Here is a 26,906-nt window from a genome sequence, read left to right as displayed (position 1 = left end):
ATGACCACCTACGAGTACGCCACGGACGAGACCAGGACAGTCGCCCCGCGCGTCGTCCCCGTCTCCAAGGGCCGGATCATCGTCAACTGGATCACCTCCACTGACCACAAGACGATCGGCTACATGTACCTGATCGCCTCCTTCGTCTTCTTCTGCATCGGCGGCATCATGGCGCTGCTGATCCGCGCCGAGCTCTTCGAGCCGGGCATGCAGTTGCTGCAGACCAAGGAACAGTACAACCAGCTCTTCACCATGCACGGCACCATCATGCTGCTAATGTTCGCGACGCCGCTGTTCGCAGGCTTCACGAACGTCATCATGCCGCTGCAGATCGGCGCGCCCGACGTCGCCTTCCCGCGGTTGAACGCCCTGGCGTTCTGGTTCTTCCTGTTCGGTTCCACCATCGCGGTCGCCGGCTACATCACGCCGCAGGGCGCCGCCTCCTTCGGGTGGTTCGCCTACGCGCCGCTGTCCAACACCACCTTCAGCCCCGGCGTCGGTGGCGACCTGTGGGTCTTCGGCCTGGCGCTGTCGGGCTTCGGCACCATCCTTGGCGCCGTCAACTTCATCACCACCATCATCTGCCTGCGCGCGCCGGGCATGACCATGTGGCGCATGTCGATCTTCAGCTGGAACGCGCTGATCACCAGCATCCTGGTGCTGATGGCGTTCCCGCCGCTGGCGGCGGCACTGTTCGCCCTCGGCGCGGACCGGAGGTTCGGGGCGCACATCTTCGACCCCGAAGCGGGCGGCCCCGTCCTGTGGCAGCACCTCTTCTGGTTCTTCGGACACCCCGAGGTCTACATCATCGCCCTGCCGTTCTTCGGCATCGTCTCGGAGATCTTCCCGGTCTTCAGCCGCAAGCCGATCTTCGGCTACAAGGGCCTGGTGTTCGCGACCATCTCGATCGCGGCCCTGTCCGTGGCCGTGTGGGCGCACCACATGTACGTCACCGGCTCCGTCATGCTCCCGTTCTTCGGCTTTATGACAATGCTGATCGCGGTGCCCACCGGCGTGAAGTTCTTCAACTGGATCGGCACCATGTGGAGGGGCTCGATCACGTTCGAGACCCCCATGCTGTGGAGCATCGGCTTTATGGCGACGTTCCTCTTCGGCGGCCTCACGGGCATCATCCTCTCGGCCCCGCCGCTGGACTTCCACGTCTCGGACACCTACTTCGTGGTCGCGCACTTCCACTACGTGGTCTTCGGAACCGTCGTGTTCGCCATGTTCGCCGGGTTCTACTTCTGGTGGCCGAAGTGGACGGGCAAGATGCTCAACGAGCGCCTCGGCAAGATCCACTTCTGGATGCTGTTCGTCGGCTTCCACGGCACGTTCCTGATCCAGCACTGGCTGGGCGTTATGGGCATGCCGCGGCGGTACGCCGACTACATGCCGGAAGACGGCTTCACGGCGATGAACCAGTTCTCCACCATCTTCGCGTTTATCCTCGGCCTGTCGATGATCCCGTTCTTCTGGAACGTCTGGACCACGCACCGCCACGGGCAGCGCGTCGAGGTCGACGACCCCTGGGGCTTCGGTGGCTCGCTCGAGTGGGCGACGTCCTGCCCGCCGCCGCGCCACAACTTCCACTCCATCCCGCGCATCCGTTCGGAGCGCCCCGCCCTTGACCTTCACCACCCGGAGCTCGGAATGCGTTCGACGCCCGAGACCGGCGTCGCGAAGATCTTTGGCCCGGCCGACCAGAAGGACAAGTAACCATGAAGATCGAGTCCTGGCTCTTCCTCGGTGGAGTGTTCTTCTTTGTGCCGGTGGGCGTCGTCTACGGCTTTATGACCAACTGGAGCGAATGGGTCGGCTTCCCGGCGCTCTTTATGGTCGCGGGCCTGTCGGCGATGGTCGGCTTCTACCTCTTCTTCACGGCGAAGCGCGTCGGGCCGCGGCCCGAGGACCGCGTCGACGGCGAGATCCACGAGAACGCCGGCGTGGTCGGCGCCTTCTCGCCGTGGAGCTGGTGGCCGCTGGTGTTGGCGACCGCGGCCGCGACCGGTTTTCTGGGCCTCGCGATCGGCCCTTGGATCACTTTCATCGGTGTCGGCCTGGCGATCATTGCCTTGGTCGGATGGGTCTACGAGTACAGCCGCGGAGACCACGCACACTAAGCAACAAGGTCATTGGGGCGGCGACGTCTCGGCCCGAAGGACGGCGCATCACTGGATGCGCCGTCCTTCGGCGTTTAACCCGTCGGGATCCGACGCCCTGCCGCACGCCGGCAATCCGGCGGGGGAGCGGCCTCCGCTGACACCACCCCGCCGGCCCGCAGGACGGCCGTAGAATGGGCTCGTGACCACCAAGCCCCCCAGGAGGACCGGCAATGCCCGGTAGCCGCGCAGAGTCCATCCGGGGCCGCCTCGACGCCGGAGCGGCGCGCTCCAAGCACGGACAGATCAAAGCGATCCTCAAGGTCCACGCCGAGACCGTCTGCAAGCCGGGTCAGGCCATCCCTTCGGAGCGTGACCTGACCCAGCACTTCGGCGTGGCACGCATGACCATCCGCCATGCGATCGACTCGTTGGTGGAGGACGGCGTACTCGAGAGGATCATCGGCGTTGGCACCTTCGTGGCACGTCCCAAGCTGGACCTCCAGGTGAAGCTGACCTCGTACACCGAGGAGATGCAACGCCGCGGCATGGTTCCGGCCGCAAGGGTCCTGAGGTTCGACGAGATCCCCGCCGTCGGCGCGCTGGCCCGGGAGATGGAATTGGAAGAGAACACCCCAGTCGTCCGCTTCCGCCGCCTGCTGCTCGCCGACGGTGCCCCCATGAGCGTTGACGAAAACTATCTGCCCTCGCACAAGGTGCCAGGCTTCCTGGACGAGCCGGCGCCGACATCGCTCTACAGCAGCCTCAACGAGCGCTACGGCCTGGTGATGGAGTGGGGCGAGGACCAGATCGAGGCCACCGCGGCATCGGGCGGGAACGCGCAGCAACTGGGTGTGGATGTGGGTGCCCCGCTGCTGCGCATCCAGCGCCACGCCTACGTGCGGCGAGAGTTGCTCGACTACTCCGTGTCCCTGTACCGGGCCGACCGCTACAAGCTCTGGGTGCCCCTCCAGCGGCCCGGCAGCCGCCCGCCGCACTACTACGACGCCCAGCGCGATTAGGAGCCCCTGCGGGCCACCCAGGCCCCGCACTGTTTTGGGGGCCGGCGGACCAACTTGTGGCACGGCCGCTTGGCGTGGTGGGCGACATACGAAGAGGCCCCGACCTGATGGTCGGGGCCTCTTCGGCGTTCAGTCTCCGCGGAGTGCCTGACTAGTGCCGCTCGATGGCGGCCTGGCGCTCCTCGGTCTCCACCGCGGCCGGGCCGTGGTGGGCGTGTGCCTCCGCGAGCTCGGTCGGGGTAACCGGCGCGACGCGGTCCTCGAAGAAGAACCTGGAGATGGCGCCGCGCGCCTTCTCGCCGCGCGTGATGTGCCCGGCGCGGTCCGCCTCGGCGGGCAGGACCTCGTGGGACTCGAAGGCGACCAGCTTGTACCGCTTGTACTCGTCCAGCTGCGCGTGGCGTTCGGAGAAGCCGCCCTCGGGCGACATTTCGATGACGCCGGCCTCGCGGCCGTGGAGCACGATGTCGCGGTCCTTGCGCTGCAGCGCCAAGGCGATGCGGCGGGCCACGATGAACCCGACGATCGGACCGGCGAAGAACAGGACGCGGAGCCAGTAGGTGACATCGTTCAGCGACACGTGGAAGTGCGTGGCGATGAGGTCCGAGCTGGCCGCGGCCCAGAGGACGCAGTAGAAGATCACACCGGCGACGCCGATTCCCGTGCGGGTCGGGGCGTTGCGCGGGCGGTCCAGGATGTGGTGCTCGCGGTTGTCCTTGGTGACCCAGCGTTCGATCCACGGCCAGGTGAACATCAGGCCGAGCAGCAGCATTGCCGGGCCCAGGGCCGGCGCGAGGACATTGAGCACCAGGGTGTTCGAGCCCCACGGGAACGGGATGATCCACTCGAAGGAGAAGTTGCCGATGTACCCGGGCATCAGGCGCAGCGCGCCGTCGACCCAGCCGATGTACCAGTCCGGCTGCGTGCCGGCGGAAACGGGGGAGGGGTCGTACGGTCCGTAGTTCCAGATGGGGTTGATCGTGAACAGTCCTGCGATGAGCGCCACGATGCCGAACACGATGAAGAAGAAGCCACCGGCCTTGGCCGCGTAGACCGGTCCCACGGGGAAGCCGACGACGTTGTCGTTCGTGCGGCCCGGGCCGGGGTACTGGGTGTGCTTGTGGACAACAACCATGAACAGGTGGATGGCTACCATCAGCAGGATCATGGCCGGAATCAGCATGATGTGCAGCATGTACAGTCGGCCGACGATCGCGGTGCCCGGGAACTCGCCTCCGAAGAGGAACGCCGAGATGTAGGTGCCCACGACCGGAATGGCCTTGACGACTCCGTCGATGATGCGCAGGCCGTTGCCGGAGAGCAGGTCATCGGGGAGGGAGTAGCCGGTGAAGCCCGCCGCGAGGGCGAGTACCAGCAGAACGCCGCCGACGACCCAGTTGAGCTCGCGGGGCTTGCGGAACGCGCCCGTGAAGAACACGCGCAGCATGTGCACGGAGACCGCCGCCACGAAGAGCAGTGCGGACCAGTGGTGTACCTGGCGCACGAACAGGCCGCCGCGGACGTCGAAGGAGATGTCCATGGTGGACGACATCGCCACGGACATCCCCACACCCTTGAGCGGGTTGTAGGAGCCGTTGTACACGGTGTGCGCCATGGAGGGATCGAACCAGAACGTCAGGAACGTCCCGGAGAGCAGCAGGATGACGAAGGTGTACAGCGCCACCTCGCCGAACATAAAGGACCAGTGGTCCGGGAAGATCTTGCGCCCGAACTCCTTGACCATCTGGGACCCGCCGACGCGCTGGTCGACGAAGTCCGCGATGCGGCCTGTGGAGGTCTTGGGCTGGTATGCGTTAGTGGTGCTCATGGTTTAGCCACGCTCCCAGTAGCTCGGCCCGACGGGTTCAAGGAAGTCGCTCCGCGCCACAAGGAACCCTTCGGCGTCCACCGTGATGGGCAGCTGCGGCAGGGGGTGTCCGGCCGGTCCGAAGATGACCTTGCATTCCTGCGTGAGGTCGAAGGTCGACTGGTGGCAGGGGCACAAGAGGTGGTGGGTCTGCTGCTCGTACAGCGCCACGGGGCAGCCAACGTGCGTGCAGATCTTCGAGTAGGCAACAATGCCGTTGTAGTGCCAGTCCTGGCGTTCCGGCGAGATCTGCATCTGCTCGGGATCCAAGCGCATCAGCAGCACCACGGCCTTGGCCTTCTCGTTCAACGGGTCCTCGGTCTCGTTCAGGCCCTCCGGGATCACGTGGAACGCGGAGCCGATCTGAACGTCGGACGCCTTGATTGGCGTGCCCGAGGGGTCGCGGGTGAGCTTCACGTCCTTGTCCCACATCGTGTAGCGCAGCCGGTCCACAATCTGGCCGGCGGTCGCCCCGGTGTTGTCGAGGTCGCGGAACATGAAGATCGCCGGAATCGGGGCCAGCGCCAGCGCGCCGATCAGCGAGTTCCGGATCAGGGGACGGCGCATGATGCCCGTCTCCTCGATGACATCGTTGATGATGCGCTCTGCGTCCGCGCGGTCCGCCTCGGGGCGGATCTCGTGGCGCGACTCCGCGATCTCGTGGTCGGGCATCAGCGTGCGTGCCCAGTGGACGATGCCGACGCCGATCCCGAGCATCGCGAACGCGGTGCCGAGCCCGAGGAGCATGTTCTGGGTGCGGATCTCGCTGATGGACTCGGTCCTGCCCACCACGAAGTACGCGATGAAGAACGACAGCGTGCCGATGATCGAGATGACGAACAGCAGCGCCACCTGACGCTCTGCCCGCTTCGCGGCCCGGGGATCAAGATCCGCGAGGCGCTTCCGATGCGGCGGAATGCCGGGGTCCTGGAAGGTTTCCAAGGAGCCCGGACCAGCCTTAGCAACGGTGCCCGGGTCGTTCGGACTGCCGTGACTATGGTCGCCCATGTTGTCTCTCATCCTTTTATCTCAAAATGGCTTGGTACGAAGTGATCCGGTGTGTGGTGGCCCGCCGGAAGCCCTAGGAAGGACGCGAAGTCAACCAGATGGTGAAGGCGATGATGATGCCCAGTCCGGCGGTCCAGATGAACAGGCCCTCCGATACGGGGCCCAACGAGCCGAGCTTGGCGCCACCGGGGGAGCCCTGCGCCTCGATCTCCTTCAGGAAGGTGATCACGTCGCGCTTTTCCTCCGGGGTGATGTTGGAGTCGTTGAAGACGGGCATGTTCTGCGGACCGGTGGCCATGGCCTCGTAGATGTGCTCCTCCGAGACGCCCTCGAGCGACGGCGCGAACTTGCCCCGGGTCAGGGCGCCACCTGCGGCGGCGGCGTTGTGGCACATGGCGCAGTTCACGCGGAAGATCTCGCCACCATTGGCGGAGTTTCCTGCCGACGCGTCGACCATTTCCTCGTCCGGCACTGCGGGACCGGCACCGAGGGATGCCACATACGCTGCCAACTGCTGCGTCTGCTCGTCGTCGAACTGCTTGGGCTTGACCTGGGCCTGCGGGCCCTGCATCTGCATAGGCATGCGGCCCGTGCCCACCTGGAAGTCCACGGCGGCGGCACCAACACCCACCAGCGAGGGACCGTTGGAGCTGCCCTCGGCGTTGAGCCCGTGGCAGGTGGCGCAGTTCGCCACGAAGAGCTTGTTGCCCTCTTCGATGTCGCTTGCGCTGTAAACGGTCGAAGCCTGGGCCTCGTTGACGCTGCCCGCCGCGGCATATAGGCCGCCGGTGACGAGCAGACCCATCAAGAGCAGCGCGACGGCCGCGAGCGGATGGCGGCGCCTTTGCGAAAGAGCCTTCACTTGCTGGTTCCTCACTAGTTTCTTGGGAGTGGTGGAGCTTGTTCGGCCGTCTCCGGCCGGGGCGCTACTTCAGGAAGTAGATGATCGCGAACAGCGCGATCCAGACGACGTCGACAAAGTGCCAGTAGTACGAGGTGACAATTGCGGAGGTCGCTTCAAAGTGACCGAACTTCCGCGCCACGTAGGCGCGGCCGATGATCAGGAGGAAGGCAATCAGGCCGCCGGCCACGTGGAGTCCGTGGAATCCGGTGGTGATGTAGAAGGCAGACCCGTAGGGGGTCGAGTTCAGGGCCACTCCATGGTGCACCAGTTCGGTGTACTCGTAGGCCTGGACCGCGACGAAGATGGCGCCGAGGAGGAAGGTCACGATGAACCACTCGACCATTCCCCATTCCTTGAAGTTGAAGAGCCCGCCGGTGCGGCGGGGCTTCAGGTCCTCCGCACGGAAGACCCCCAACTGGCAAGTGAAGGAACTGGACACGAGGATGATCGTGTTGATCAGGGCGAACGGAACGTTGAGTTTCGCGGATTCCGTTGCCCACATCTCCGGCGACGCCGCACGGAGAGTGAAGTACATGGCGAAGAGCGCGGCAAAGAACATCAGCTCGCTGGAAAGCCAGACGACGGTTCCTACCGACACCATGTTGGGACGGTTCAGCGCAGGATGCGCCGGGGCATTGAGGGCATGAGTCGCAGTTGTCACAGAGCCATTATGTCTATAAAAGTGCCGCCCGCACCAATGCGTGAGAGGCCGAGTCGTCGCTTTTCGGGCCGGTCAGGCCTAAGTTCCGCGGAATACCGGGGGAGAAACAATTCCGCACTTTCTACAAAACGTAGATAACCTAGATGCGTGTCAACGACTTCAGCCGCCCGCAAGTTCCCAAATTGGCCTTCGCTACTGACCGCGCTGATCGGAGGAAGGGACCTTTCCGCCGCTGAAGCCGAGTGGGCCATGGGCGAAATCATGGCCGGAAACGCCACCGATTCGCAGATCGCCGGCCTCCTTGTTGCGCTGCGCGCCAAGGGCGAAACGGTCGAGGAACTCACCGGATTGGTGTCGGCCATGGTGCAGAGCGCACGGCCGCTGCCCCTTCCGGGCGAGAAGCTGGACATCGTCGGAACGGGCGGCGACAGGCACAACACCGTCAACATCTCCTCGATGGCGTCCCTGGTTTGTGCGGGTGCGGGAGCGCGGATCGTCAAGCACGGCAACCGTGCGGCGTCGTCCTCCTCCGGCTCCGCAGACGTGCTGGAGGCGCTGGGCGTGAGGCTGGACGTTGGCGTGGATCGGCTCGAGGAGGTGCTCGACGCGGCGGGCATCACGTTCTGCTTCGCGCAGGTGTTCCACCCGTCCATGCGCTTTGCCGCCGTCCCGCGGCGGGAGCTCGGCGTCGCGACGGTCTTCAACTTCATGGGGCCCCTGACGAACCCCGCACTCCCGACCGCGTCGGCGATCGGCTGCGCCGACCTTCGCATGGCACCGCTGATGGCCGGCGTCCTCGCGAACCGCGGCGTACGCGCCCTGGTGTTCCGGGGCGGTGACGGCTTGGACGAGATGACGACCACCACGGTGAACCGGGTGTGGGAGGTCCGCGGCGGTTCGGTGCGGGAATCCGAATTCGACGCCGCCGAACTGGGCATTCCACGCGCGACCCTAGATGACCTGCGAGGCGGCGACGCCGCACATAACGCCGAAGTGGTCCTCAGGCTCCTGGCCGGAGACACGGGGCCCGTCAGGGACGCCGTCGTCCTCAACGCGGCGGCGGCACTGGTGGCCTTCGACGAGAACGCCGACGGGACGCTCCTCGAGCGCATGGCGGCCGCCCGGCTCCGGGCGGAGGAAGCGATCGATTCCGGCCGCGCCCGCTCCGTCCTGGAAAACTGGGTGCGGGCCACGGCACCGTAGCGGCGCCCGTTGGGACGTCTACTCGAGGCCCAGTGAGAAAGCCGCGTCGAGGTCGTGCTGCGAGTAGGCGCGGAAGGCGATGTGAGTCGAGGTGTCCACCACGCCGGAGACCTTGGAGAGCCGGTTGGCGATGACCTCCGCGAGATCCTCGTGGTGGCGGACGCGCGCAACGGCGATGAGATCCCAATCGCCGGCCACGGAATACACCTCGCTGATGCCGTCGATCTCGGAGATCTTCTGCGCGCATTCGGGAATGCTGTCCGCCTGCGTCTGAATCATCACGAACGCTGTGATCATGGTGCCTGCCTCCGGTTCTCTCCGCGGGCGCGTGGGCACCCGATCATGCACCCGAGCCTAGTTCACGGCCCGCCCGCCACGCACTTTGCGGGCGGCGACCAACGACGCCACCGCGCGCCGGCCCAGCAGCAGGATGCCTAGGGTCACGGCAGCAACGATCACAAAGGGGAGCGCCGCCGTCGCGCCCGTCAACACCCGGAGGATCAGTCCCAAGGCGACCGTGCCGACCCACAGGACGACGCCGTGGGGCCAGACGCGGTTCGACGTCGTTGTGAAGCGGGTCACCGCCGCGAACACAAGGAGAGCGACGAGGAACGGTGCCGCCGTCTCCATGATGCCCAGAACGCTCAACCCGCGCTCGTGCGAACGCCGGCCCAGACCGGCGAACAGCACCACGAGGGCGACGTCGATGAGAAGGAGGGAAACCCAAGATTTTCGCGCGGCCATGGGTACCAGCGTAGAGGCCCGCGGGGGAGCGGCATCGCTACCGTTAACAATTCGACAAGTGTCAGAGGTTGTTATCTCTCGAACAAGACCATAGCCTTGTGCGATGATTGTCATCACCATCGACCAACGCGCCTCGCGCACGCGCCCAGACCATGTCGATGCGCTGATCCAGCGGCTCAACGGGTCCTACGAGACCCTCCGTCGCTTTGAACGGACTGCCGGCGACGAGCTGCAGGGAGTCTTGGAGAACGGGCGGGTTGCCTGCGCGCTCGCGTTGGACGTCGCGAGAACCGCGGACTGGAGCGTCGGCATCGGCGTGGGGGCCGTTAGGGCGCCGCTGCCGCGTCAGACGCGTGCGGGCGCGGGGGAGGCGTTCGAGATGGCGCGGCTCGCCGTCGAGCGGGCCAAGAACGCGCCGGCGTCGATCGCCGTCGCGGGTCCCGGGGGAGAGGCGGGTCGGATCGAGGCGGAACTGCAATTGGTCGCCGACATCGGCCGGCGCCGAAGCAAGGCGTCGGAGGAAGCGGGCACAATGGTTTCTTCGGGGCTGTCGCAGAAGGAGGCGGCCGCACGGCTGGGCATTAGCCAACAGGCGGTCTCCAGCCGGCTGGCCTCGGGACTCTGGCACCAATGCCAGAACCTCGCGGCACACGCGGCGGAGGCGCTGGACAGGTACTCGCGGGAATCGGATGGAGGGCGCTAGATGGGCGTGATGGCCATTGTGCTCTCGGTGTTCGCCGCCGCAGGTGGGGTACCCCAATATTTCCGGCGCTTCCGCGGGCGTTCGCACAGGGTCCTCTATACGACGGCGCTCGCCCAACTTGTGCTCCTCGGAACCGCCGCGCTCATCGCGGCGGTCGCGGTCGCCACGGGCACGCTGCAACCGGTGTCGCTACCTCTGGCGGCCGCCTTTTCGGTTGCCGCGGCGGCGCTGGGCGGCGGCCCGGTAACCGTGGCCATCCTCCGTCTCTCGCAGCGGGAAGACCACCCTTTGGGCGAAGAGCTGGAACCCGAGGAGCAGCCGCGCCCCGTCCTGCAGGGAGGCGCGTGGATCGGCGTGCTCGAACGCACGGCCATCGCGGCCACACTCTGGGCATCATGGCCGGAGGGACTGGCCGTGGTCCTCGCCGTCAAGGGCCTGGGCCGCTATTCGGAGCTGGGGCAGGAAGGCGCGGCGGAACGCTTTATCCTTGGCACCTTTTCCAGTGTCCTCTGGGCGTGCGCGTGCACGGGAGTGGGCCTGATGGTCCGCGGCTAACCCGGCGGCACCCCGTGTGCCGAGGCGCCTGAGGCAACGGGCCCCGGCAGGCAAGCGTTCGACGGGTGCCAAGTCTTTGTGCGGACCGCCGGACATGCGATCATTCGCCATGGAAGAGAATGTCGACGACACCGATAGCGGGCCGAGGGAGACCGAGTCGCCTTCGCTCGACATGCCGCCCCGTCCAAGGGCCGCTCCACGGATCCGAGGGATCGTTCGGCGCCAACGCGGCATCGAACGCTAACCGAAACGCGCCTGCCGCCCCCGAGGCGAGGGTCGGCACGCCGCCGCGGAGCCGCGATGATGGCGTGTGCGCGCACAGCCATATCGGTGGTGAACCGACCTTGGTAGGATCGCCGACCATGGACATGCTGATGGGCAAACAGATCGCCGAAGCCAACCTGACCGACTGGCGCAAACTGGCCCAGGGACTACACGCCCGCTACCTGATCGACGATTTCCGTGCCGGCGCCCGGTTCGTCGCCGCGGTGGGGGAGGCGGGCGACACTCTCGGGCACTACCCGCGCGTGTCGATCGCGAATGGATGCGTCGACCTCAAGCTGGTCACCGACGACGCCATCTACCGCGACGGAGAGGGTACCGAACACGTTGTTGAATGGGTGACCCAGCGGGACATCGACCTTGCACGACGGATCACCGAGATCGCCGCCGACCACAAGGTCGATGCCGACCCCGCCTCGGTCAGCGATATGGAGCTCGGCCTCGACACGGCGCGCTCAGCGACCATCGCGCCCGTTTGGGCCGCTCTGTTGACCGGGAGCGCGGAGTCCCAGGGCCGCGGGTCCCCAAGCGACGAAATCCGCGACGCCACGGGTCGGGTACCCAATCTGTGGTTCGGGGATGCCGATGCGGCCGAGTCCACGCGTGAGCGGTTCCACATCGAGGTTTATGTGGCACCCGAGTCCGCGGAACAACGCATCGACGCCGCCCTCGCCGCCGGAGGGGCGGTCGTCGATGACAGCAACGCGCCCTCGCTCACGGTCATCGCCGACCAAGACGGCAACCGGGGGATCGTCTGTGTGGACGTGTCCGCCGCGAGAAGGAACTGAAGGCCGATACCGGCCGCCTCGACTCTCCCGAGGCGCCGTTTGGCGTGCTACTTGACATAATGTACATTATCGGCGTTTGAGATTGGGGGGCCGGAGAGGGGTTCAGGGTGCAAGGGAAGCTATCAACACTCTGTCCGATATGCGGTACTCGACACACGCTATGGCAATGCGCCTCGGCGCCTTTGCACCACCGCAATGTCCGCCGCCGATCACAGCGGACGTCGCACGGAATGGTCCGAGTCCTTGGCGGTCGTCGCATGCCGTCGACTGTCACCCAAGCACGCTGTCCGCGTCGTGACAGGCCAGGCAGGCGTTTTCCAGATGGCCCACTGTCCTGGCGGGCGTTATCCCGACGAGCCGTTTCCGGGCCAACCGTGACAACCGACGCCCTCCGCAAGACCGCCTGACGCTTGGGACCTGTCGCTTTACCGCCAGGCAACTCCCTCCTCCTACCCCGCATTCCTCGAGATAATCCAACATGACATAACTACGACCATTTTGTGGCAACGGACACCGAGCGCGGCCATCGTCCAATGTCGTCCATTCTACGAACCCGGCATCATGGCCGATCCGCCCCTCACGGGGTTCGTAGGATGGACGCATGCTCTTCCTCCCCGTCGCCCTGGGTTCGTCCCCCTTGCGCCGTCCGGACATGCCCCGCACCGGGGAACCTGCCGGTCGGAGTCCCGGCCGCCCCTCCCCTGCCCCTTGGCGTGGGTGCGACGGCGAGTGAGGGTCCCCTCTCCCACCTTGCGCACCCCGAGCTCCGCCCACGGCGCCGGCCGCATAGCGGACAAGATGCGTCGGGCCGCGGCCGGCAGCTCGCTGGAACTGGACGCCGCCCAACTGCACATTGTCGACGTGCTCGCCGCCTCGGCCGCCGCCGCGCTTGGCCGGCGCGCCCCCATCGGCGCGGCCGGCCCCGGTGCCCACGCAAGGCCGGGCACCGCCGACGCGGGCGTCTACCTGTGGGGCCCGCCGGGACGCGGAAAGAGTTGGCTGGTGTCGGCCCTGCACAACGCCCTCGACACGCCGCTCGCGATGCGCGTCCACTTCCACGAGTTCTTCGAAAGCCTCCATGCCCGCGCCCACGCCGCCGGCGCCGGGGCCTCGTCCCCACGCGGGTCCGCGATCGCGCAGGCACTGGACGGGCTCCTTGGGAGCGTGCGGATCCTAATGTTCGACGAGTTCCACGTCCACGACCCCGGCGACGCCATGTTCATCGCCAGGGCTTTCAGGGGCCTCCTCGAACGCGGAATCACCCTCGTCGCCACCTCGAACTACGCGCCCGACGACCTCCTTCCGAACGAGTACTTCCACCATCTCTTCGAACCGACGATCGACGTCGTCAAGAGCCGCCTGGCCGTGCTGGAACTCGACGCCGGCGTCGACTACCGAACGCTCGACGCGCCACGGGCAACCGACGGCTTCGCGGCGGGCCATATCCTCGTCCCCGGCACGCCGGGACAACTGACGGGCGCCGGACTTGCGCCGCCCGGTCCCGCGGAGCGGACGGACGTCACTCCCACCACGCACACCTTCACGGCGCTGCGCGTGGCCTCGGGTCAGGTGTGGTTCGATTTCGCCGACCTGTGCGACGCGCCGTCCGCAACCTCCGACTATCTGGATGTCGCCCGAACCTTCGGCCACGTGGTCTTGCAGGGAGTGCCGCGCCCCCAGGGCGCCTCCCCCAGCGCCTGGCAACGGTTCGCCAACCTCGTCGACGTACTCTACGACCGGGATGTCCGCTTCGACATCATCGGGCGCGGGAGGCCGGATCCCGCGGCCGCGGCGGGACATCCGGTCGACGCGGCGCGCCTCACGAGCCGCCTTGCCGCGTTACGGTCTCCCGATCCCGCCTGACACCCCCGAGGGTGGCTAGTGTTCGAATAGGCAGAACGGGTGGCCGACGGGATCCAGGTACACGCGGACCTCGCGCTGCGGCTGGAACTCCGCCACCGTCGCCCCAAGCCGCTCGGCCCGCGCACACGCGGCGGGAAGGTCGTCGACCAAGAGGTCCAGGTGGGACTGCATCTGCTGGTCGCCGGGACCGGCCGGCCATACGGGCCGCATGTGTCCGGGCTCGCCCTGGAATGACAGCCCCACTCCGCCGCCTGGCGGTTTGATCATGACCCACCCGGGCTCCTCGAAGTGGAGTGCCCATCCCAGCAGCTCGCGATAGAACCGGGCAAGTGCCGAGGGGTCGGGGGCGCCGAGCACCACCGATTCGAGACTGATAGCGGCTTTGACGTCCATTGACCCAGCATGTCCGCCCGGGACGGCGCTGTCGAGTGCCGCAAGTGGACCCAGCGGCCGTTCCCTGTGCCACGCTTGTTGGCATGAGCCACGATTTGCCGCACGCACACCACGCCGCCTACCCGGCATCCAGGATCTCGGAACTGGTGCACGGCATCGTCGAGGCGCACCGGCGGGGCCTGCTGCCACCGATCGTCCAGCTCGGCCATCCCGTCTTGCGCATGCGGGCCTTGGAGTTCGACGGGCAGCTAGATGCCGAGCTGCTGCACAACTTCCTCCAGACCATGCGCGCCACCATGCACGACGCGCCCGGCGTTGGGCTCGCCGCGCCGCAGATCGGCGTGCCGCTGCGCATCGCCGTCCTCGAGGACCACTACGACGTCGCGCCGGAGATCGCCGCCGTTCGGGAACGAAGCCCGCTGGACTACTTTGCAGCCATCAACCCCCGCCACACGCCCAATGGGCGGCGCACAGCGGAGTTCTATGAGGGATGCCTCTCCTTCGCCGGTTACCAGGCCGTCGTCAGCCGGCCCGCCGAGATCGAGGCAAGGTACACGGACGGAGCCGGCGCCACGGTCGTCCGGACGTTCGCGGGATGGCCGGCACGCATCTTCCAGCACGAGTCGGACCACTTGGACGGCACGGTCTACATCGACCGCGCCGAGACCCGTAGCCTCGCCAGCAGCTCCGAATACCTTGCCCGCTGGTCCGCCCCTGGAATCGAGCGCGCCCGCGATGGCTTGGGCTTCTAGGGCCGGCCCGAAGCCGCCGGTTCCCGGACCGGAAGATAGCGCGCGAACCATTCGAGGATCGCTTCGAACCGCTGACGCCGGTGCCAAGGGGTTCCCGCCCGGGAAAGCTCGTGGTTCTCACCGGGAAACAGCAGGAACTCGGTCTCGACTCCGTTGCGCAGCAGCTCGACGTAGTACCGCTGCGCTTGCTCCAGCGGGCAACGGTAGTCCTCCTCGGAGTGCAGGACCAGCGTGGGTGTCCGCACGTCCCCGACCCGGGCCATCGGGCTCTGGGTCAGGACATGGTCGGGATCCTTGCCCGTGTAAGCCTCGCTGAAGAACCAGCCGATGTCCGAGGACCCCACAAAGCTGAGCGGATCCAGGTAGCCGCGCTCCACAACGGCCGCACGAAAGCGGTGGTCGTTGGCTATGGTCCAGGCGGTGAGGTAGCCGCCGTAAGAACCTCCGAGCACGCCCACGCGGTCGCCGTCGAGGGAATCGTCGGAAGCCACGGCCCCGTCTAGGAATGCGAGCACGTCCTGCAGGTCCACGGTGCCCATGGCGCCCTTGATCGCAAGCCCGTGGTCGCGTCCGTAGCTGGCGCTCCCACGGGGATTGCACTGCAAGACGGCGTAACCCGCCTCCACGTAGACCTGCGCCTCGTCGAAATACGACCAGCCGTACTGCGAGAAGGGCCCGCCGTGGATGTTGAGCAGCACCGGGTGCGGCCCCTCTCCGGCCGGGCGGAACACCCAGCCGTGGACCGGATACCCGTCCGCCGATTCGACGACAAGTTCACTCGGCTCGGCGATCCGCGTCGCCTCGCGCAACGCGGAAGCGAAGTCGGTCAGACGGCGGACGACGCCGTCCTCGACGACCCCTGCCTCGCCCGGCGTTCGTGGCGTGGAATAGCCCACAACGACGCGGCCGTCGGCCTCCGCGGCCCCGGCGACCTCGAGTGGTCCCGCGATGAGGACGTGGGTGGTGCCGTCCGGGTCGACGACGTGGAGCTCTCCGCTGCCGCGAACCCGGGAGAAGGCCAAGACGGACGACTGCCCGTGTGGGACCAGCGTGGAGTGCACGTCCCCGTAGTCGATCGACTCGGCGTCCGTGATTTCCCTCGGCTCACCGCCACCGAGCGGGTCCAGGGCGAACACGCCCGTGTTGCGGGCAACGAAGTCGGTGCCCTCCGGGCCGAGGTCCTGGCCCAGAAGAAAGAGTGTGGCCCCGTCGCGGGAAAACGTGGGCGTTCCGAAGGAGGTCGACGAGGTCGGCGACCCCGCGACGGCTTCGGGGCCGGCAGCCGGGTCGCCCACGGCGATGCGGTGCACCATCGAGCGCAGGTCCCTGTCCTCCCCCTCGTGCAGGGAGGCGGTGAAATAGATGTGGCGGCCGTCGGGCGAGAACGCCGGCTCGTGCGCGTCGCTCGCCGCCGGCGTGAGCAGCCGAGGCTCGGGAAGCCCCTTCGACGCTTCGCCCCCCTTGCCGTTACCGTCGTCCGGCGTCGACGCCTTGCGCGCCTTGGCCGCCCGGCCCACCGGCGCCACGAACGGCTCGTCGTCGAGGGAGGGAACGTCTATGAGGTAGATGCCCTGAACCTTGTCGCGGCTGAACCCCAGCCCGTTCGCGCGGTACTTGTACCCCGTGATGCGGCGCGGGTCCTCGGCACCCGCGCCGACCCCCTCGACCGTGCCGTAGCGGCCCTCCTCCGGAGTGCGGCTGGCGAACGCCAGTCGCGACGAGTCCGGAGAGAAGGCGAAGGAGGCGACCCCGAGTCGCCGGTCGGTCAGCAGCCGGGGCTCCCCTCCCCTGGCGTCGACGATCGCCACTTGGGGGCGCCCCTCGTCGTCCTGCCGCAGGAAAGCGATCATGCGCCCGTCGGGCGAGAAGCTGGGGCTGGAGTCCGAGCGCCCGCGGGTGAAGCGGCGGGTGGAGCCATCCTCGAGGCCGATCATCCACAGCTGCCCCACCGACGCGTCGGCCTCGAAGCTGGGGTGGGAGGCGGACACCACCGCATGGCGCCCGTCCGGGCTGATCGACGGCGCGGATACAGTGGTCATCAGGTCGAGCTGCGTCGGTTTCACAGCGAGAGCATATCTGAAAGATTTATTGAAGGAAATAGCCCGTGAGCCCCGCCCAGCACCCCGTCCTGCAGTTGAGTTGCCCCGTCTGCCAACGGCCGCTCGGTCCCGCGGAGGCCGTGTCCGGACCGCTCGTGTGCGGGGGCGGCCACCGCTTCGACGCCGCGAGGCAGGGGTATTTCAACCTGCTTACGGGGAAGGGGACGGCCTTCAGGGAGGACACCGCCGCGATGGTCCAGGCCAGGGCCGACTTTCTGGCCGCCGGCCACTACGCCGACCTCGCCGACGAAGTCGCCCGCAGGGTGGCCGCGGCCTCCCGCGGGGCGGCGCACACGCGGATCCTCGACGCCGGGGCGGGCACCGGCTACTACCTTTCGGCCGCGCTCGCCGCAGTCCGCGCCCAGGGCGCCGCGGCCACCGCGGTCGCCATGGACATTTCACGCTTCGCCATGCGCCGGGCCGCCCGCCTGGAACACACCACCGCGCTGGTCTGGGACCTGTGGCGGCCGCTCCCGCTTGGTGACGCGTCCGTCGACGTCGTGCTGAACGTGTTCGCCCCGCGCAACGGCGCCGAGTTCCGCCGGGTCCTCCGCCCAGGTGGAACGGCCGTCGTCGTCACGCCCCTGCCCGAGCACTTGGCCGAGGCGGCAGGGCCGCTGGGGCTCCTGGCAATCGCGGGAGGCAAGGAGGAATCCGTCGCGGCGGCGTTGGGAGAGGGCTTCGAACTCGCCTCCACGGCCGAGGTCCGTTCCGCGATGCGCCTGCCCGAGGACGACGCCGCCCGCCTGGCCCTGATGGGACCCGCCGGGCACCACCTCGACCCCGAAGCCCTGCGCGGCCGCCTGTCCGCGTCGCGGCTCCCGCCGACGGTCACGGCCGCGTTCCGCGTGCAGTCGTTCCGGCGGACAGAGCGTCCCGCCGGGGAACATACGCCTCAGGGGTGACGAGTCTGGAGGACACGATCGGGCAAGATAGAAGACAGTGAGGGCTATCCGGGCCCTCCCCGTTGAAACCCGGTGGACCAATGTTTGAGTGGATCGTCACCAACGGCTGGGTGTTTTGGCTCGCGCTGTTCCTGGTCCTAGCCATCATCGAAATGATGTCGCTGGACCTGTACTTCATCATGCTCAGTGGCGGCGCCCTGGGCGCGGTCTTCGTGGCGCTGGCCGGTGGCGACTTCTGGCTGCAGGCCCTTGTCTTCTGCGTGCTCGCCCTGGCCATGGTCTTTTTCCTGCGCCCCATAGCGCTCCGGCACCTGCGCAAGGGACCAGCCAACCAGCGCACGAACGTGGACCGGCTCCTGGGACAGGACGCACTGGTGCTCGAACCCACGTCGCGCATGTCGGGCCGCGCCAAGATCGGCGGCGAAACCTGGAGCGCCCGCACCGACGACGACGCGCCGCTGGATCCCGGCGTCTACGGGACCGTGGTGCGGATTTCCGGGGCGACCGCCTATATCACCGCCCGCATGCCCGAGGGCAAGGGCGCCTAGCACACCTACGGTCGGAGGATCCGGCCACAGCGCCCCGCGGCGCGCAACGAAGGGGGAACACCATGTTCGATTCGCCGGGTACCGGCGTCGGAATCGTCCTGATAGTACTGGCCGTTTTCGTCATCATCGTCCTACTGCGCTCGGTGCGCATCGTGCCGCAGGCGAGGGCCGGAATCGTGGAGCGCCTGGGCAAATACCAGCGCACCTTGGGCCCCGGGCTGACGATCCTCATTCCGTTCGTCGACCGCCTGCTCCCACTGCTGGACCTGCGCGAGAACGTGGTTAGCTTCCCCCCGCAGCCCGTCATCACCGAGGACAACCTCGTGGTCTCGATCGACACGGTGGTCTACTTCCAGATCACCGAACCGCGCGCGGCAACGTACGAGATCGCCAACTACATCCAGGCCGTCGAGCAGCTGACGACGACGACCCTCCGCAACGTCGTGGGCGGGCTTAACCTCGAGGAGGCGCTCACCTCGCGCGACCAGATCAACGGACAGCTGCGAGGCGTCCTCGACGAGGCGACCGGCAAGTGGGGCATCCGCGTGTCCCGCGTCGAGCTCAAGGCCATCGATCCGCCGCTGTCCATCCAGGACTCGATGGAGAAGCAGATGCGCGCCGAGCGGGACCGCCGCGCGGCCATCCTGACGGCGGAGGGCACCAAACAGTCGCAAATCCTGACGGCCGAGGGGCAGCGGCAGGCCGCCATCCTCGCCGCCGAGGGAGACGCCAAGGCCGCCATCCTCAGGGCCGACGGCGAGGCACAGGCGATCGCCAAGGTTTTCGGGGCCATCCACGAGGGCAATCCCGACCAGAAGCTGTTGGCCTACCAGTACCTGCAGACGCTCCCCAAGCTGGCCGAGGGATCGTCCAACAAGCTCTGGATCATCCCCAGCGAGGTGGGCGAGGCGCTCAAGGGCATCGGCGGCGCGCTGGGCAACCTGCGCCCGGATACCGAAGCCGAAAACGGGACGCACCGCGCACCGTAGCGGCACATCAGGCATAAAGGGCCCCTGCGGACGCGCGTCCGCAGGGGCCTTTGCGCGATGGCGCGTATACTTGACTCTTCGAGACTTCCGTCCCGCGGGGAATCTTTGCCCCGGCGGGGACGTTGAACACCATAGTCGTTACCGTCAGCCGTTGTAACGCAGTAGGGAGAAATGATGAGCGATCGCAGTCTGCGCGGAATGCGCCTCGGGGCACAGAGCATGGAGACGGAAGCCGGAGTCGAGCCGGCACCGCGCCAGCGCGTCGAGTACCGGTGCGAAGACGGCGAGCAGGTCTTCGTGACCTTCTCGTCGGAGGCGGAGATCCCGGCAACATGGGTCTCGAAAACGGGCAAGGAAGCCCTCCTCGTCAACGGCGAGAAGCCGGTCGATTCCAACGAGAAGCCCGTCCGCACACACTGGGACATGCTGCTCGAACGCCGCTCCGTCGAGGAGTTGGAACAGATCCTCAAGGATCGCCTGGACAAGTTGCGCACCGCACGCGGCGAAAAAGTCTCCTAGGGGACACTGGCTAGCCCCGGCCGTTCGGCGTCCGGGAAGCGCAAGCCACGCCGCAGCCCACACCAAAGGGGAGACCCGCACCGTTCACGGTGCGGGTCTCCCCTTTGGTGCGGGCTGCGGGGACCGATCGTCCCGCGCCCCCCGGACCGGCTAGCGGCGGACCTTGCCCGCCAACTTGTTCCAGCGAGCGGACAGACCCCACCGGGTCACGTTCCACATGGCCTCGAGGACAATGTTGCCGCTCATCTTGGACACGCCGAGCTCGCGCTCGACGAAGGTGATGGGCACTTCGACGATCTTCTTGCCCAGCTGCGCCACGCGGAAGGTCATGTCAACTTGGAAGCCGTATCCGACCGACTCCACGGCGTTCAAGTCCAGGGCCTCGAGGGTCTCGCGCTTGAATGCGCGGAAGCCGGCCGTGATGTCCTTGAGCCCGAGGCCCAGCATGGTGCGCGAGTAGAGGCTGCCCACCCGGGAGATCAGCTTGCGGTGCAAGGGCCAGTTCACGACTCCGCCACCCTTGACCCAGCGCGAGCCGATGACCAGGTCGGCGCCCTTGGGGATCTCGGCCAGCAGGAGCGGGAGCTGCTCCGGCTTGTGGGAACCGTCCGCGTCGAGCTCGACCAGAACGTCGTAGCCCCGGTCCAGCGCCCAACGGAATCCGGCGAGATATGCAGCGCCCAGGCCCGCCTTGCCCGTCCGGTGCAGCACGTGGATCCGCGGATCCTCCGCGGCCATCCGGTCCACCAGATCTCCGGTGCCGTCCGGGCTGTTGTCGTCGACCACCAGGACATCGGAGTCCGGAACGGCTGCACGCAGCCGACCCATGGTGATGGGAAGGGACTCGAGCTCGTTGTAGGTCGGAATGATGGTGACTACCCGCACGCGGTATTACCCCTCTGCACAAATTTGCGGAGCCCGCGGCGCGGGTCCGTGTCCTTGGCCGGGGCTGCGTGCCCCTCCCCCGCGTCGGACGAACCGGGCACGCGGGAGCCAGTGAACAATTATACGGCCGCGAATCCGGGAGGTTGGAAGCCACTCCGTGGAGGCACGGAAAGACCCCGGGAACTTCGGACCGACATCCCCGTGCGCTGACGCGCGGAAAAGTCGTTTTCTACTGCTCCCGGGGCCTTGTCCTGTGGTGTTTGCCGTGATGCCGGCACGGCGACCCAAAGATCATCTAGGTCGCCGTTGAGAATCCAGCCTAGCCGCTGGTTACCGTGTGTCAACCAAGCCCTGACGAGGTAACGACCGCGAAACATACTAGTCAACCCAGTTCACGTGCCGTTGCCCAATGCTTGCCCGGATTCCCGCCCTACAGGCGGTCGAAGATCACGCGCCCCGCCCGGACGGTGCGCAGGCACGTGGGAAGTTCCTCGTCCAGGACGGGCAGCATGGGGGTGCCGGCGCGTGCGTCCGTGCTCCATGATGACACGCGCGCATCCGGCGTCTGAACGGCGAGTTCCGACGCGGCCCAGACCGCGAACGTCGCGTCGGAACCCGGTGCCAGCTGACCCGCCAGCGGGTCGGCCGCACCAACGGCCCGGTATCCCGCGCGCGTGTGCGCGAGGAAGGCGGCCCTCGCGGACACACGGGCCTCCGGGGTGTTGTGTTCCAGGCAGGCCTTCACAGCGGCCCACGGGCTGGCCGCCGTGACCGGCGTGTCCGAACCGAGGCAGACCGGCACACCCGCGGCCAGGAACCGCCCGACCTCGTTCATGCGTCCGCTCCTGGCCGCGCCGAGCCGTTGCTCGTACTGCCCGCCCGGCGCGCCCCAGTAGGCGTCAAAGGCCGGCTGTAGTGACACGGTGACGCCGAATTCCAAGAGGACGTCGACCCCCGCCTGGTCCGCCATCTCCACGTGCTCCAGGCGGTGCCGGCCGGCTTGCACGGCGGGCAGCCCGATCCGCTCGGCAGCGAGGCGGAAGCCGGCGACCGCCGCATCCAGCCCGGCGTCTCCGATCACGTGGAATGCGGCCTGGACACCCGCCTCGGAGCAGGCGGCAACGTGGTCGGCGATTCTCTCCGGTTCGAGAAACAGGGTGCCACGGTTGCCGGAATCGTCGGCGTAGGGCTCGCGCAGGAATGCGGTGCGCGAGCCGAGGGACCCGTCGATGTTCAGGTCTCCCCCGAGGCCGCAGAGCCGGCCCGGGCCGAATCCGTCGGAGAGGCGCCGCGCCTCCTCCGCGGTCGAGGCAGGTTCCGCCCAGTAGACGTGGACCGCCGGGTACTCGGGACCCTCTGCGTCCAGTAGCTCCAACAGCACTTCGACGTCGCGACGTGTGCCGATGTGCGGCGCCGCCATCTCCGCCACGCCCGCATGGCCCGTCGACGCGAGGTGCCTCAGCGCCCGCTTCTGGTGTTCGGCCCGGGCGGCGTCACTGAAATCCAGGACGGCGGCCCGGACGCGCGCATGCGCCTCGCGCACCACGGTCCCGCGTCCGTCCCAGCCGTCAACTCCATCGAGGGCCAGCCGGTCCGCCAGCGCTGTGTTGACGAGGCCGGAATGCACGTCCGCCCGCGTCAGGTAGACGTCGCGCCCACCCGCCGCGGCCTCCAGCTCGGCACCGGTGGGAACCCGCTGGCCGGGCCAAGAGCTCTGGTCCCAACCCGCTCCGATCACGGCGCCGCTCGACGCGGCCGCGTGGGATGTCACTGCGCCGAGCAGCTCGTCCGCGGAACCGACGCGGCTCAGGTCCAACGATGCCAATGCGGCTCCCGTCTCCGTGAGGTGGACGTGCGAGTCGAAGAACGCCGGCGCCACCAGGGCGCCCTCAAGGTCGACCACGGTCATGCGGTCGTCCAGCATGACTGCCGCTGCCGCCTCCTGCCCCACCCAGGCCACGGTGTCGCCGTCGACCAGCATGGCCGTGGCGAAGGGATCGGCGGGTGAATAGATTGCGCCGTTGCGGTACATGACCAGCGAAGACATGTGGTGGTTCCTTCCGTGGTTCGTCCGGCCAGGGTGGCCGGCTGGGCGCGCCGCCGGCACTCGGCCAACGGAGCGGTCCGGGCGCCGTCCAGTGGCGGCGCCCGGGTGGGGCGTCGTCAGTCGGCGACGCTCGAGTAGGCCACAACGCCACGGCGTACCGCCAAGACAGCGTCCCGGCAGTTGCGGGCCAACGGCGTGGGCAGGTCCGGGACCTTCGCGAGCTGGTCCAAGGTGTCGATGACCTGCTTCGCCCAGCGGACGAAGTCGCCGGCGGCCAGATCGGTCCCCCGCAGGCAGTCCTTGAGTTCCTTGCCCCGGGCCCAGCCGTACATGGGCCACACCAGCCCCGACTCGGGCTCCGCGGTCTCGGGCAGCCTGTTGGCCACCTCGAGGTCCGTGAGTTCGGACCAGCAGCGCACGGCCGTGTCCCAGGCCCTCTCCATGGCCGGGCTCGGGAGTTTGGGATGCACACCCTTGTCCTCCCGTTTCGCCTGGTAGACGAGGGTGGTGATGAAGCCCGCGAGCTCAGCTGCGCCGAGGGTGTCCAGGGCGCCGGACTCCAGCACCAGGGACGTCAGCAGGTCGCGCTCCCCATAGATGCGGCGGAGCCGGTTCCCGGAGGCCGTCGTCACGGGCACGTCCGAGTCCGGTTGCCCCTGCCCCGACTCCGGCAGACCGAGGTAGCCGTAGGACTCCAACACGTTGCAGACCCGGTCGAACGTCTTGGCGATGGTGTTGGTGCGACCGCTGATCTGCCCGGAAAGCCGGTCGGTCTCCTGCCGCAGCTTCCACCATCGCTCGGCCCAGCGGGCGTGGTCCTCGCGCTCGCCGCACCCGTGGCACGGATGGCGCTTGAGGGCGTTGCGCAACTTGGCGATCTTGGCGTCCTGCGCGGCCGTGCCGGAGAAATCAAACCCGGCGGCGTCCCGGCGGGGCGGGCGGTGGTCCCGCAGCGCGTTCCGGACGGACGCGGCGAGGTCGCGGCGCTCCTTGGGCGACCGGCCGGTGAAGGCCTTGGGCACGCGGATCCTGGAGATGACGTCGACCGGGCCGTCCAGGTCCTGGACGCCGATGCGGCGGATCTGCTTGTCCTCCGTGAGCACCGTCGGGCGCGTGTCGCGGTTGGAGTCGGAAAGCGAAATGACCACACAGCGGCCAAGCCGCCGCGGCCCGGGCACGTCCACCACGTCCCCGGGCGTCAGCTGCTCCAGCGACTGCTCCGCCGCGGAGCGCCGCGCACGGGTGGCCGTCCGCGTCGTCTCACGTTCGGCGTCCTTGAGCTCCTGGCGCAGCCGGGCGTACTCCGCGAAGTCGCCCAGGTGGCACGTCATGGCCTGCGCGTAGCCGGCCAGCGACTCTTCGCGGCCGCGAACCTGACGTGCCAGGCCAACCACCGACCTGTCCGCCTGGAACTGCGCGAAGGAGGACTCGAGGATGCGGCGCGCCTGGCCCCGGCCAAACTGCGAAGACAGGTTGAGGCTCATGTTGTACGTCGGCCGGAAGCTCGAGTTCAGCGGGTACGTCCTCCGCGAGGCGAGCCCGGCGACGGCCGCGGGATCCGTGCCCGGCTGCCACAGGACCACCGCGTGGCCCTCGACGTCGATGCCGCGGCGCCCGGCGCGCCCGGTGAGCTGTGTGTACTCCCCCGCGGTCACCGAGACGTGTTGCTCGCCGTTGAACTTCTCGAGCTTCTCCAGCACGACCGAGCGGGCGGGCATGTTGACGCCGAGGGCCAGGGTCTCTGTCGCAAACACGGCCTTGACCAGGTTTTGCGCAAACAGCTTCTCGACGACCTCCTTGAAGATCGGCAGCAGCCCCGCGTGGTGCGCCGCGAAGCCACGCAGCAGGCCCTCGCGCCAGGCCCAGAAGCCCAAGACCTCGAGGTCGTCCGGCGGAAGGTCGTAGGCGGCCAGGTCCACCGTCTGTTCGATCCGCCGCGCCTCCTCTTGGGTGGTCAGCCTTAGCCCGGAACGCACACACTGCGCCACGGCGGCGTCGCATCCCTTGCGGGAAAAGATAAAGACGATGGCCGGGAGCAGCGCGGCGCGGTCGAGCGTGGCGATCATCTCCGGCCGAGACACCTGGTGCCGGACGACGGGCGGCTCGGGCCTGCGGGGCGCGCCGTGGTCCCGCCCCCGTCCGCGGGGGCGCCCCGATCCGGGCCTGAAGGACCTCCGCTCGTCACGCTGGGCCAGTTTGGTCAATTCGGGGTTGACGGCGATCGGAATCTCGCCCCCGGCGGCCTCCGTGGCGGCCTCGTCGAAAGACACCTCGCCGGCGAACAGGTCAAGGAGCCGGCCGCCGGCGAGGACATGCTGATAGAGCGGAATCGGGCGGTGCTCGGACACCACGATCGCCGTGTCCCCGCGCACGGTGTCCAACCAGCCGCCGAATTCCTCCGCGTTGGAGACGGTGGCGCTGAGTGAGACCACCTGCACCTCCGAGGGGAGGTGGATGATGACCTCTTCCCAGACCGCGCCGCGGAACTTGTCCGCCAGATAGTGCACCTCGTCCATCACCACGTAGCCCAGCCCGGACAGCGTCGCCGAGTCGGCGTAGAGCATGTTGCGCAGGACCTCGGTGGTCATGACCACGACGTCGGCCTCGCCGTTGATCGTCGTGTCGCCGGTCAGTAGGCCAACACGGTCCGATCCGTAGCGGGCGCACAGTTCGGCGAACTTTTGGTTGCTGAGCGCCTTGATCGGCGTCGTGTAGAAGGCCTTGAGCCCGCGGTGCAGGGCCAGGTGCACGGCAAACTCGCCGACCACCGTCTTCCCGGCCCCGGTGGGGGCCGCAACCAGGACGCCCTTTCCCGCCTCGACGGCGCCGCACGCCTCGATCTGGAAGGGGTCGAGTTCGAAGCTCAGCGTCTGGCGGAAGCCGTAGAGTTCGGTCTTCGCCTCCTTGGCCCGTTCGCGTGCGGCTGCGTACTGTTCAGCCGGGGAGCCCATGGTGTCCGCCCTTCGGATTCGCCGTATTCGATTGGATCTTGACTACAGCGTATCTATGTCGGTGGAAGTTCCGATATCGGTGCCCTCGCCGCGCGCCGCGGCCGCGTTCTTCGCCTCGAGCGCGGCCAGCCTCTTCGCCTTGCGCTTGTCGTGGACCAGGCAGAACACGGTTGCGGCCGCGAACACGACCAGCAGCGGGCCCGCCAGCGCAAACATGGTGAGCGCGTCGCCGCCGGGCGCGGCCATGGCGGCAACCAGGCAAATGATGAACACCGTAATGCGCCAGTTCTTTACGATCAGCCGTCCCGGGAGGATGCCGATCAGGTTCAGCCCGACCATCAGCACGGGAATGATGAGCGCGATGCCGAACGCGAGCAGCAGCCGGATCACGAAGTTGAGGTAGACGTCCACCTCGACGATGTTGGTGGCCTGGTCAGGTGTGAGGCCAAGGAAGAAGCGCAGCGCCTGAGGTAGGATCCAGTAGGCCAGCCCGAGGCCGAGCAGGAACAGCGGAACGGCGGCGCCGATGAAGGCCAGCGCCGTGCGCTTCTCGTTCTTCTTCAGCCCCGGAACGATGAACGCCCACAGTTCGTAGAGCCATACCGGGCTGGACATGATCAGGCCCAGGAAAACCGAGATCTTGATCATGTTGTCGAACGGGGACACCACCGAGGCGAAATTGACCTCGCCGCCGACGGCGTTGACCGGCTCGACGAGCAGCAACAACACGGGGTAGTAGAGGAAAAAGCCGCCAACCGTCGCGAGAAACAGCGCGATGAGCGCTACAAAAAGCCTGTTTCGAAGCTCGATGAGGTGGTCTTTGAGCGCCATCCGCCCATCGGGGTTGGACGCGCGTCCTACCTTTGCCGCCACCGAATGCTAGAGGTTGCGGTCGCGGTGGTCTGGGTCGACGATCTTGCCCTCAACGGTGCCGTCGGTGGAGTCCGCGGCCTTCGGATCGTCGTCCTTCATCTGGCGCACCTCGGATTTGAAGATCCTCAGCGACTGGCCCATCGACCGGGCCAAACCCGGGAGCTTCGGGGCACCAAAAAGCAGCAGTGCCAGCACGACAATGATGACAATGTGCCATCCCTCAAGACCGAACATCGGGACTTC

Annotated in this window: 26 protein-coding genes; 13 read left to right on the top strand and 13 right to left on the bottom strand. The window is 67.5% G+C overall.

Annotated elements, in window-relative coordinates:
- From ctaD to AC3ZJJ_RS06095, 3 genes are all read left to right on the top strand, one after another.
- The gene (gene ctaD / locus AC3ZJJ_RS06105) at window positions 1-1,719 is read left to right on the top strand and encodes an aa3-type cytochrome oxidase subunit I (protein ID WP_489894528.1); all 1,719 of its coding nucleotides are present in this window, start codon (window positions 1-3) and stop codon (window positions 1,717-1,719) included.
- A 2-nt stretch (window positions 1,720-1,721) separates the two neighbouring features.
- Window positions 1,722-2,123: a cytochrome c oxidase subunit 4 gene (locus AC3ZJJ_RS06100; protein WP_489894526.1), complete on the top strand. Its 402-nt coding sequence runs from the start codon at window positions 1,722-1,724 to the stop codon at window positions 2,121-2,123.
- A 212-nt stretch (window positions 2,124-2,335) separates the two neighbouring features.
- Entirely contained in the window at window positions 2,336-3,124 is a 789-nt protein-coding gene (locus AC3ZJJ_RS06095; RefSeq protein ID WP_489894524.1) for a GntR family transcriptional regulator, read from the top strand.
- 151 nt (window positions 3,125-3,275) lie between these two features.
- On the opposite strand, the gene qcrB is transcribed toward AC3ZJJ_RS06095, so the two are convergent.
- The 4 genes from qcrB to ctaE all read right to left on the bottom strand — a co-directional run bounded on the left by qcrB (window position 3,276) and on the right by ctaE (window position 7,564).
- A complete protein-coding gene (gene qcrB, locus AC3ZJJ_RS06090) occupies window positions 3,276-4,952 on the bottom strand; it encodes a cytochrome bc1 complex cytochrome b subunit (RefSeq protein ID WP_489894522.1) in 1,677 nt (558 codons plus the stop codon).
- A gap of 3 nt (window positions 4,953-4,955) precedes the next feature.
- A complete protein-coding gene (qcrA, locus tag AC3ZJJ_RS06085) occupies window positions 4,956-5,999 on the bottom strand; it encodes a cytochrome bc1 complex Rieske iron-sulfur subunit (protein ID WP_489894520.1) in 1,044 nt (347 codons plus the stop codon).
- Between the two features lie 73 nt (window positions 6,000-6,072).
- Window positions 6,073-6,861 (bottom strand): cytochrome bc1 complex diheme cytochrome c subunit, encoded by a 789-nt coding sequence (gene qcrC / locus AC3ZJJ_RS06080; protein ID WP_489894518.1) that lies wholly within the window; start codon window positions 6,859-6,861, stop codon window positions 6,073-6,075.
- Window positions 6,862-6,925: 64 nt separating this feature from the next.
- Entirely contained in the window at window positions 6,926-7,564 is a 639-nt protein-coding gene (gene ctaE / locus AC3ZJJ_RS06075; RefSeq protein WP_489894516.1) for an aa3-type cytochrome oxidase subunit III, read from the bottom strand.
- A gap of 147 nt (window positions 7,565-7,711) precedes the next feature.
- On the opposite strand from ctaE, the gene trpD reads away from it, so the two are divergent.
- Window positions 7,712-8,767, top strand: coding sequence for an anthranilate phosphoribosyltransferase (trpD, locus tag AC3ZJJ_RS06070; RefSeq protein ID WP_489894514.1), 1,056 nt, complete (start codon window positions 7,712-7,714; stop codon window positions 8,765-8,767).
- 18 nt (window positions 8,768-8,785) lie between these two features.
- Here trpD and AC3ZJJ_RS06065 read toward each other — a convergent pair whose 3' ends face one another.
- Window positions 8,786-9,064 (bottom strand): Lrp/AsnC family transcriptional regulator, encoded by a 279-nt coding sequence (locus AC3ZJJ_RS06065; protein WP_489894512.1) that lies wholly within the window; start codon window positions 9,062-9,064, stop codon window positions 8,786-8,788.
- A 57-nt stretch (window positions 9,065-9,121) separates the two neighbouring features.
- The gene (locus AC3ZJJ_RS06060; protein WP_489894510.1) at window positions 9,122-9,511 is read right to left on the bottom strand and encodes a DUF3054 domain-containing protein; all 390 of its coding nucleotides are present in this window, start codon (window positions 9,509-9,511) and stop codon (window positions 9,122-9,124) included.
- A 103-nt stretch (window positions 9,512-9,614) separates the two neighbouring features.
- Here AC3ZJJ_RS06060 and AC3ZJJ_RS06055 point away from each other — a divergent pair, with 103 nt between their 5' ends.
- From AC3ZJJ_RS06055 to zapE, 4 genes are all read left to right on the top strand, one after another.
- Complete coding sequence (locus AC3ZJJ_RS06055; RefSeq protein ID WP_489894508.1) at window positions 9,615-10,214, top strand: hypothetical protein; 600 nt, start codon at window positions 9,615-9,617, stop codon at window positions 10,212-10,214.
- Window positions 10,215-10,769 carry a hypothetical protein gene (locus AC3ZJJ_RS06050; protein ID WP_489894506.1) on the top strand — a complete coding sequence of 185 codons (555 nt, stop codon included), beginning with the start codon at window positions 10,215-10,217 and terminating at the stop codon, window positions 10,767-10,769.
- A gap of 362 nt (window positions 10,770-11,131) precedes the next feature.
- Window positions 11,132-11,839 carry a 4a-hydroxytetrahydrobiopterin dehydratase gene (locus AC3ZJJ_RS06045; protein WP_489894504.1) on the top strand — a complete coding sequence of 236 codons (708 nt, stop codon included), beginning with the start codon at window positions 11,132-11,134 and terminating at the stop codon, window positions 11,837-11,839.
- Window positions 11,840-12,589: 750 nt separating this feature from the next.
- Complete coding sequence (zapE, locus tag AC3ZJJ_RS06040) at window positions 12,590-13,702, top strand: cell division protein ZapE (RefSeq protein WP_489894502.1); 1,113 nt, start codon at window positions 12,590-12,592, stop codon at window positions 13,700-13,702.
- 15 nt (window positions 13,703-13,717) lie between these two features.
- Here zapE and AC3ZJJ_RS06035 read toward each other — a convergent pair whose 3' ends face one another.
- Window positions 13,718-14,095, bottom strand: coding sequence for a VOC family protein (locus tag AC3ZJJ_RS06035; protein WP_489894500.1), 378 nt, complete (start codon window positions 14,093-14,095; stop codon window positions 13,718-13,720).
- Between the two features lie 83 nt (window positions 14,096-14,178).
- Between AC3ZJJ_RS06035 and AC3ZJJ_RS06030 the strand changes: the two genes are divergently transcribed.
- On the top strand, window positions 14,179-14,847 hold the full coding sequence (locus tag AC3ZJJ_RS06030; protein ID WP_489894498.1) for a peptide deformylase: 669 nt from the start codon (window positions 14,179-14,181) through the stop codon (window positions 14,845-14,847).
- Here AC3ZJJ_RS06030 and AC3ZJJ_RS06025 read toward each other — a convergent pair.
- Window positions 14,844-16,910: a S9 family peptidase gene (locus AC3ZJJ_RS06025; protein ID WP_489894496.1), complete on the bottom strand. Its 2,067-nt coding sequence runs from the start codon at window positions 16,908-16,910 to the stop codon at window positions 14,844-14,846. The genes AC3ZJJ_RS06030 and AC3ZJJ_RS06025 overlap by 4 nt on opposite strands.
- 41 nt (window positions 16,911-16,951) lie before the next feature.
- On the opposite strand from AC3ZJJ_RS06025, the gene AC3ZJJ_RS06020 reads away from it, so the two are divergent.
- The 4 genes from AC3ZJJ_RS06020 to AC3ZJJ_RS06005 all read left to right on the top strand — a co-directional run bounded on the left by AC3ZJJ_RS06020 (window position 16,952) and on the right by AC3ZJJ_RS06005 (window position 19,907).
- The gene (locus AC3ZJJ_RS06020; protein WP_489894494.1) at window positions 16,952-17,851 is read left to right on the top strand and encodes a putative RNA methyltransferase; all 900 of its coding nucleotides are present in this window, start codon (window positions 16,952-16,954) and stop codon (window positions 17,849-17,851) included.
- 80 nt (window positions 17,852-17,931) lie between these two features.
- Window positions 17,932-18,399, top strand: a complete 468-nt coding sequence (locus AC3ZJJ_RS06015; RefSeq protein WP_489894492.1) for an NfeD family protein — start codon at window positions 17,932-17,934, stop codon at window positions 18,397-18,399.
- Window positions 18,400-18,461: 62 nt separating this feature from the next.
- Entirely contained in the window at window positions 18,462-19,388 is a 927-nt protein-coding gene (locus AC3ZJJ_RS06010; RefSeq protein ID WP_489894490.1) for an SPFH domain-containing protein, read from the top strand.
- 174 nt (window positions 19,389-19,562) lie between these two features.
- The gene (locus tag AC3ZJJ_RS06005) at window positions 19,563-19,907 is read left to right on the top strand and encodes an RNA polymerase-binding protein RbpA (protein WP_489894488.1); all 345 of its coding nucleotides are present in this window, start codon (window positions 19,563-19,565) and stop codon (window positions 19,905-19,907) included.
- A 150-nt stretch (window positions 19,908-20,057) separates the two neighbouring features.
- Here the strand turns inward: AC3ZJJ_RS06005 and AC3ZJJ_RS06000 are convergent, their stop codons facing one another.
- The 5 genes from AC3ZJJ_RS06000 to tatA all read right to left on the bottom strand — a co-directional run bounded on the left by AC3ZJJ_RS06000 (window position 20,058) and on the right by tatA (window position 26,897).
- Window positions 20,058-20,792 carry a polyprenol monophosphomannose synthase gene (locus tag AC3ZJJ_RS06000; RefSeq protein WP_489894486.1) on the bottom strand — a complete coding sequence of 245 codons (735 nt, stop codon included), beginning with the start codon at window positions 20,790-20,792 and terminating at the stop codon, window positions 20,058-20,060.
- 430 nt (window positions 20,793-21,222) lie between these two features.
- Entirely contained in the window at window positions 21,223-22,839 is a 1,617-nt protein-coding gene (locus AC3ZJJ_RS05995; protein WP_489894484.1) for an amidohydrolase, read from the bottom strand.
- 116 nt (window positions 22,840-22,955) lie between these two features.
- Window positions 22,956-25,790: a DEAD/DEAH box helicase gene (locus tag AC3ZJJ_RS05990; RefSeq protein WP_489894482.1), complete on the bottom strand. Its 2,835-nt coding sequence runs from the start codon at window positions 25,788-25,790 to the stop codon at window positions 22,956-22,958.
- A 42-nt stretch (window positions 25,791-25,832) separates the two neighbouring features.
- Complete coding sequence (gene tatC, locus AC3ZJJ_RS05985; RefSeq protein ID WP_489894480.1) at window positions 25,833-26,621, bottom strand: twin-arginine translocase subunit TatC; 789 nt, start codon at window positions 26,619-26,621, stop codon at window positions 25,833-25,835.
- Window positions 26,622-26,669: 48 nt separating this feature from the next.
- Window positions 26,670-26,897 (bottom strand): Sec-independent protein translocase subunit TatA, encoded by a 228-nt coding sequence (gene tatA, locus AC3ZJJ_RS05980; RefSeq protein ID WP_489894478.1) that lies wholly within the window; start codon window positions 26,895-26,897, stop codon window positions 26,670-26,672.
- Between the last annotated feature and the right edge of the window lie 9 nt (window positions 26,898-26,906).

It is taken from the genome of Arthrobacter sp. AOP29-A2-19, from assembly GCF_058138025.1.
Note: the sequence above shows the minus strand (reverse complement) of the source record. Positions and strands in the feature narration are given on the sequence as shown.

Excerpts from the sequence above, each read along its gene's own strand:
- ctaD (WP_489894528.1), top strand. The coding sequence starts at position 1 with ATGACCACCTACGAGTACGCCACGGACGAGACCAGGACAGTCGCCCCG.
- AC3ZJJ_RS06100 (WP_489894526.1), top strand. The coding sequence starts at position 1,722 with ATGAAGATCGAGTCCTGGCTCTTCCTCGGTGGAGTGTTCTTCTTTGTG.
- AC3ZJJ_RS06095 (WP_489894524.1), top strand. The coding sequence starts at position 2,336 with ATGCCCGGTAGCCGCGCAGAGTCCATCCGGGGCCGCCTCGACGCCGGA.
- qcrB (WP_489894522.1), bottom strand. The coding sequence starts at position 4,952 with ATGAGCACCACTAACGCATACCAGCCCAAGACCTCCACAGGCCGCATC.
- qcrA (WP_489894520.1), bottom strand. The coding sequence starts at position 5,999 with ATGGGCGACCATAGTCACGGCAGTCCGAACGACCCGGGCACCGTTGCT.
- AC3ZJJ_RS06065 (WP_489894512.1), bottom strand. The coding sequence starts at position 9,064 with ATGATCACAGCGTTCGTGATGATTCAGACGCAGGCGGACAGCATTCCC.
- AC3ZJJ_RS06060 (WP_489894510.1), bottom strand. The coding sequence starts at position 9,511 with ATGGCCGCGCGAAAATCTTGGGTTTCCCTCCTTCTCATCGACGTCGCC.
- AC3ZJJ_RS06055 (WP_489894508.1), top strand. The coding sequence starts at position 9,615 with ATGATTGTCATCACCATCGACCAACGCGCCTCGCGCACGCGCCCAGAC.
- AC3ZJJ_RS06050 (WP_489894506.1), top strand. The coding sequence starts at position 10,215 with ATGGGCGTGATGGCCATTGTGCTCTCGGTGTTCGCCGCCGCAGGTGGG.
- AC3ZJJ_RS06045 (WP_489894504.1), top strand. The coding sequence starts at position 11,132 with ATGGACATGCTGATGGGCAAACAGATCGCCGAAGCCAACCTGACCGAC.
- AC3ZJJ_RS06035 (WP_489894500.1), bottom strand. The coding sequence starts at position 14,095 with ATGGACGTCAAAGCCGCTATCAGTCTCGAATCGGTGGTGCTCGGCGCC.
- AC3ZJJ_RS06030 (WP_489894498.1), top strand. The coding sequence starts at position 14,179 with ATGAGCCACGATTTGCCGCACGCACACCACGCCGCCTACCCGGCATCC.
- AC3ZJJ_RS06015 (WP_489894492.1), top strand. The coding sequence starts at position 17,932 with ATGTTTGAGTGGATCGTCACCAACGGCTGGGTGTTTTGGCTCGCGCTG.
- AC3ZJJ_RS06010 (WP_489894490.1), top strand. The coding sequence starts at position 18,462 with ATGTTCGATTCGCCGGGTACCGGCGTCGGAATCGTCCTGATAGTACTG.
- AC3ZJJ_RS06005 (WP_489894488.1), top strand. The coding sequence starts at position 19,563 with ATGAGCGATCGCAGTCTGCGCGGAATGCGCCTCGGGGCACAGAGCATG.
- AC3ZJJ_RS05995 (WP_489894484.1), bottom strand. The coding sequence starts at position 22,839 with ATGTCTTCGCTGGTCATGTACCGCAACGGCGCAATCTATTCACCCGCC.
- AC3ZJJ_RS05990 (WP_489894482.1), bottom strand. The coding sequence starts at position 25,790 with ATGGGCTCCCCGGCTGAACAGTACGCAGCCGCACGCGAACGGGCCAAG.
- tatC (WP_489894480.1), bottom strand. The coding sequence starts at position 26,621 with ATGGCGCTCAAAGACCACCTCATCGAGCTTCGAAACAGGCTTTTTGTA.
- tatA (WP_489894478.1), bottom strand. The coding sequence starts at position 26,897 with ATGTTCGGTCTTGAGGGATGGCACATTGTCATCATTGTCGTGCTGGCA.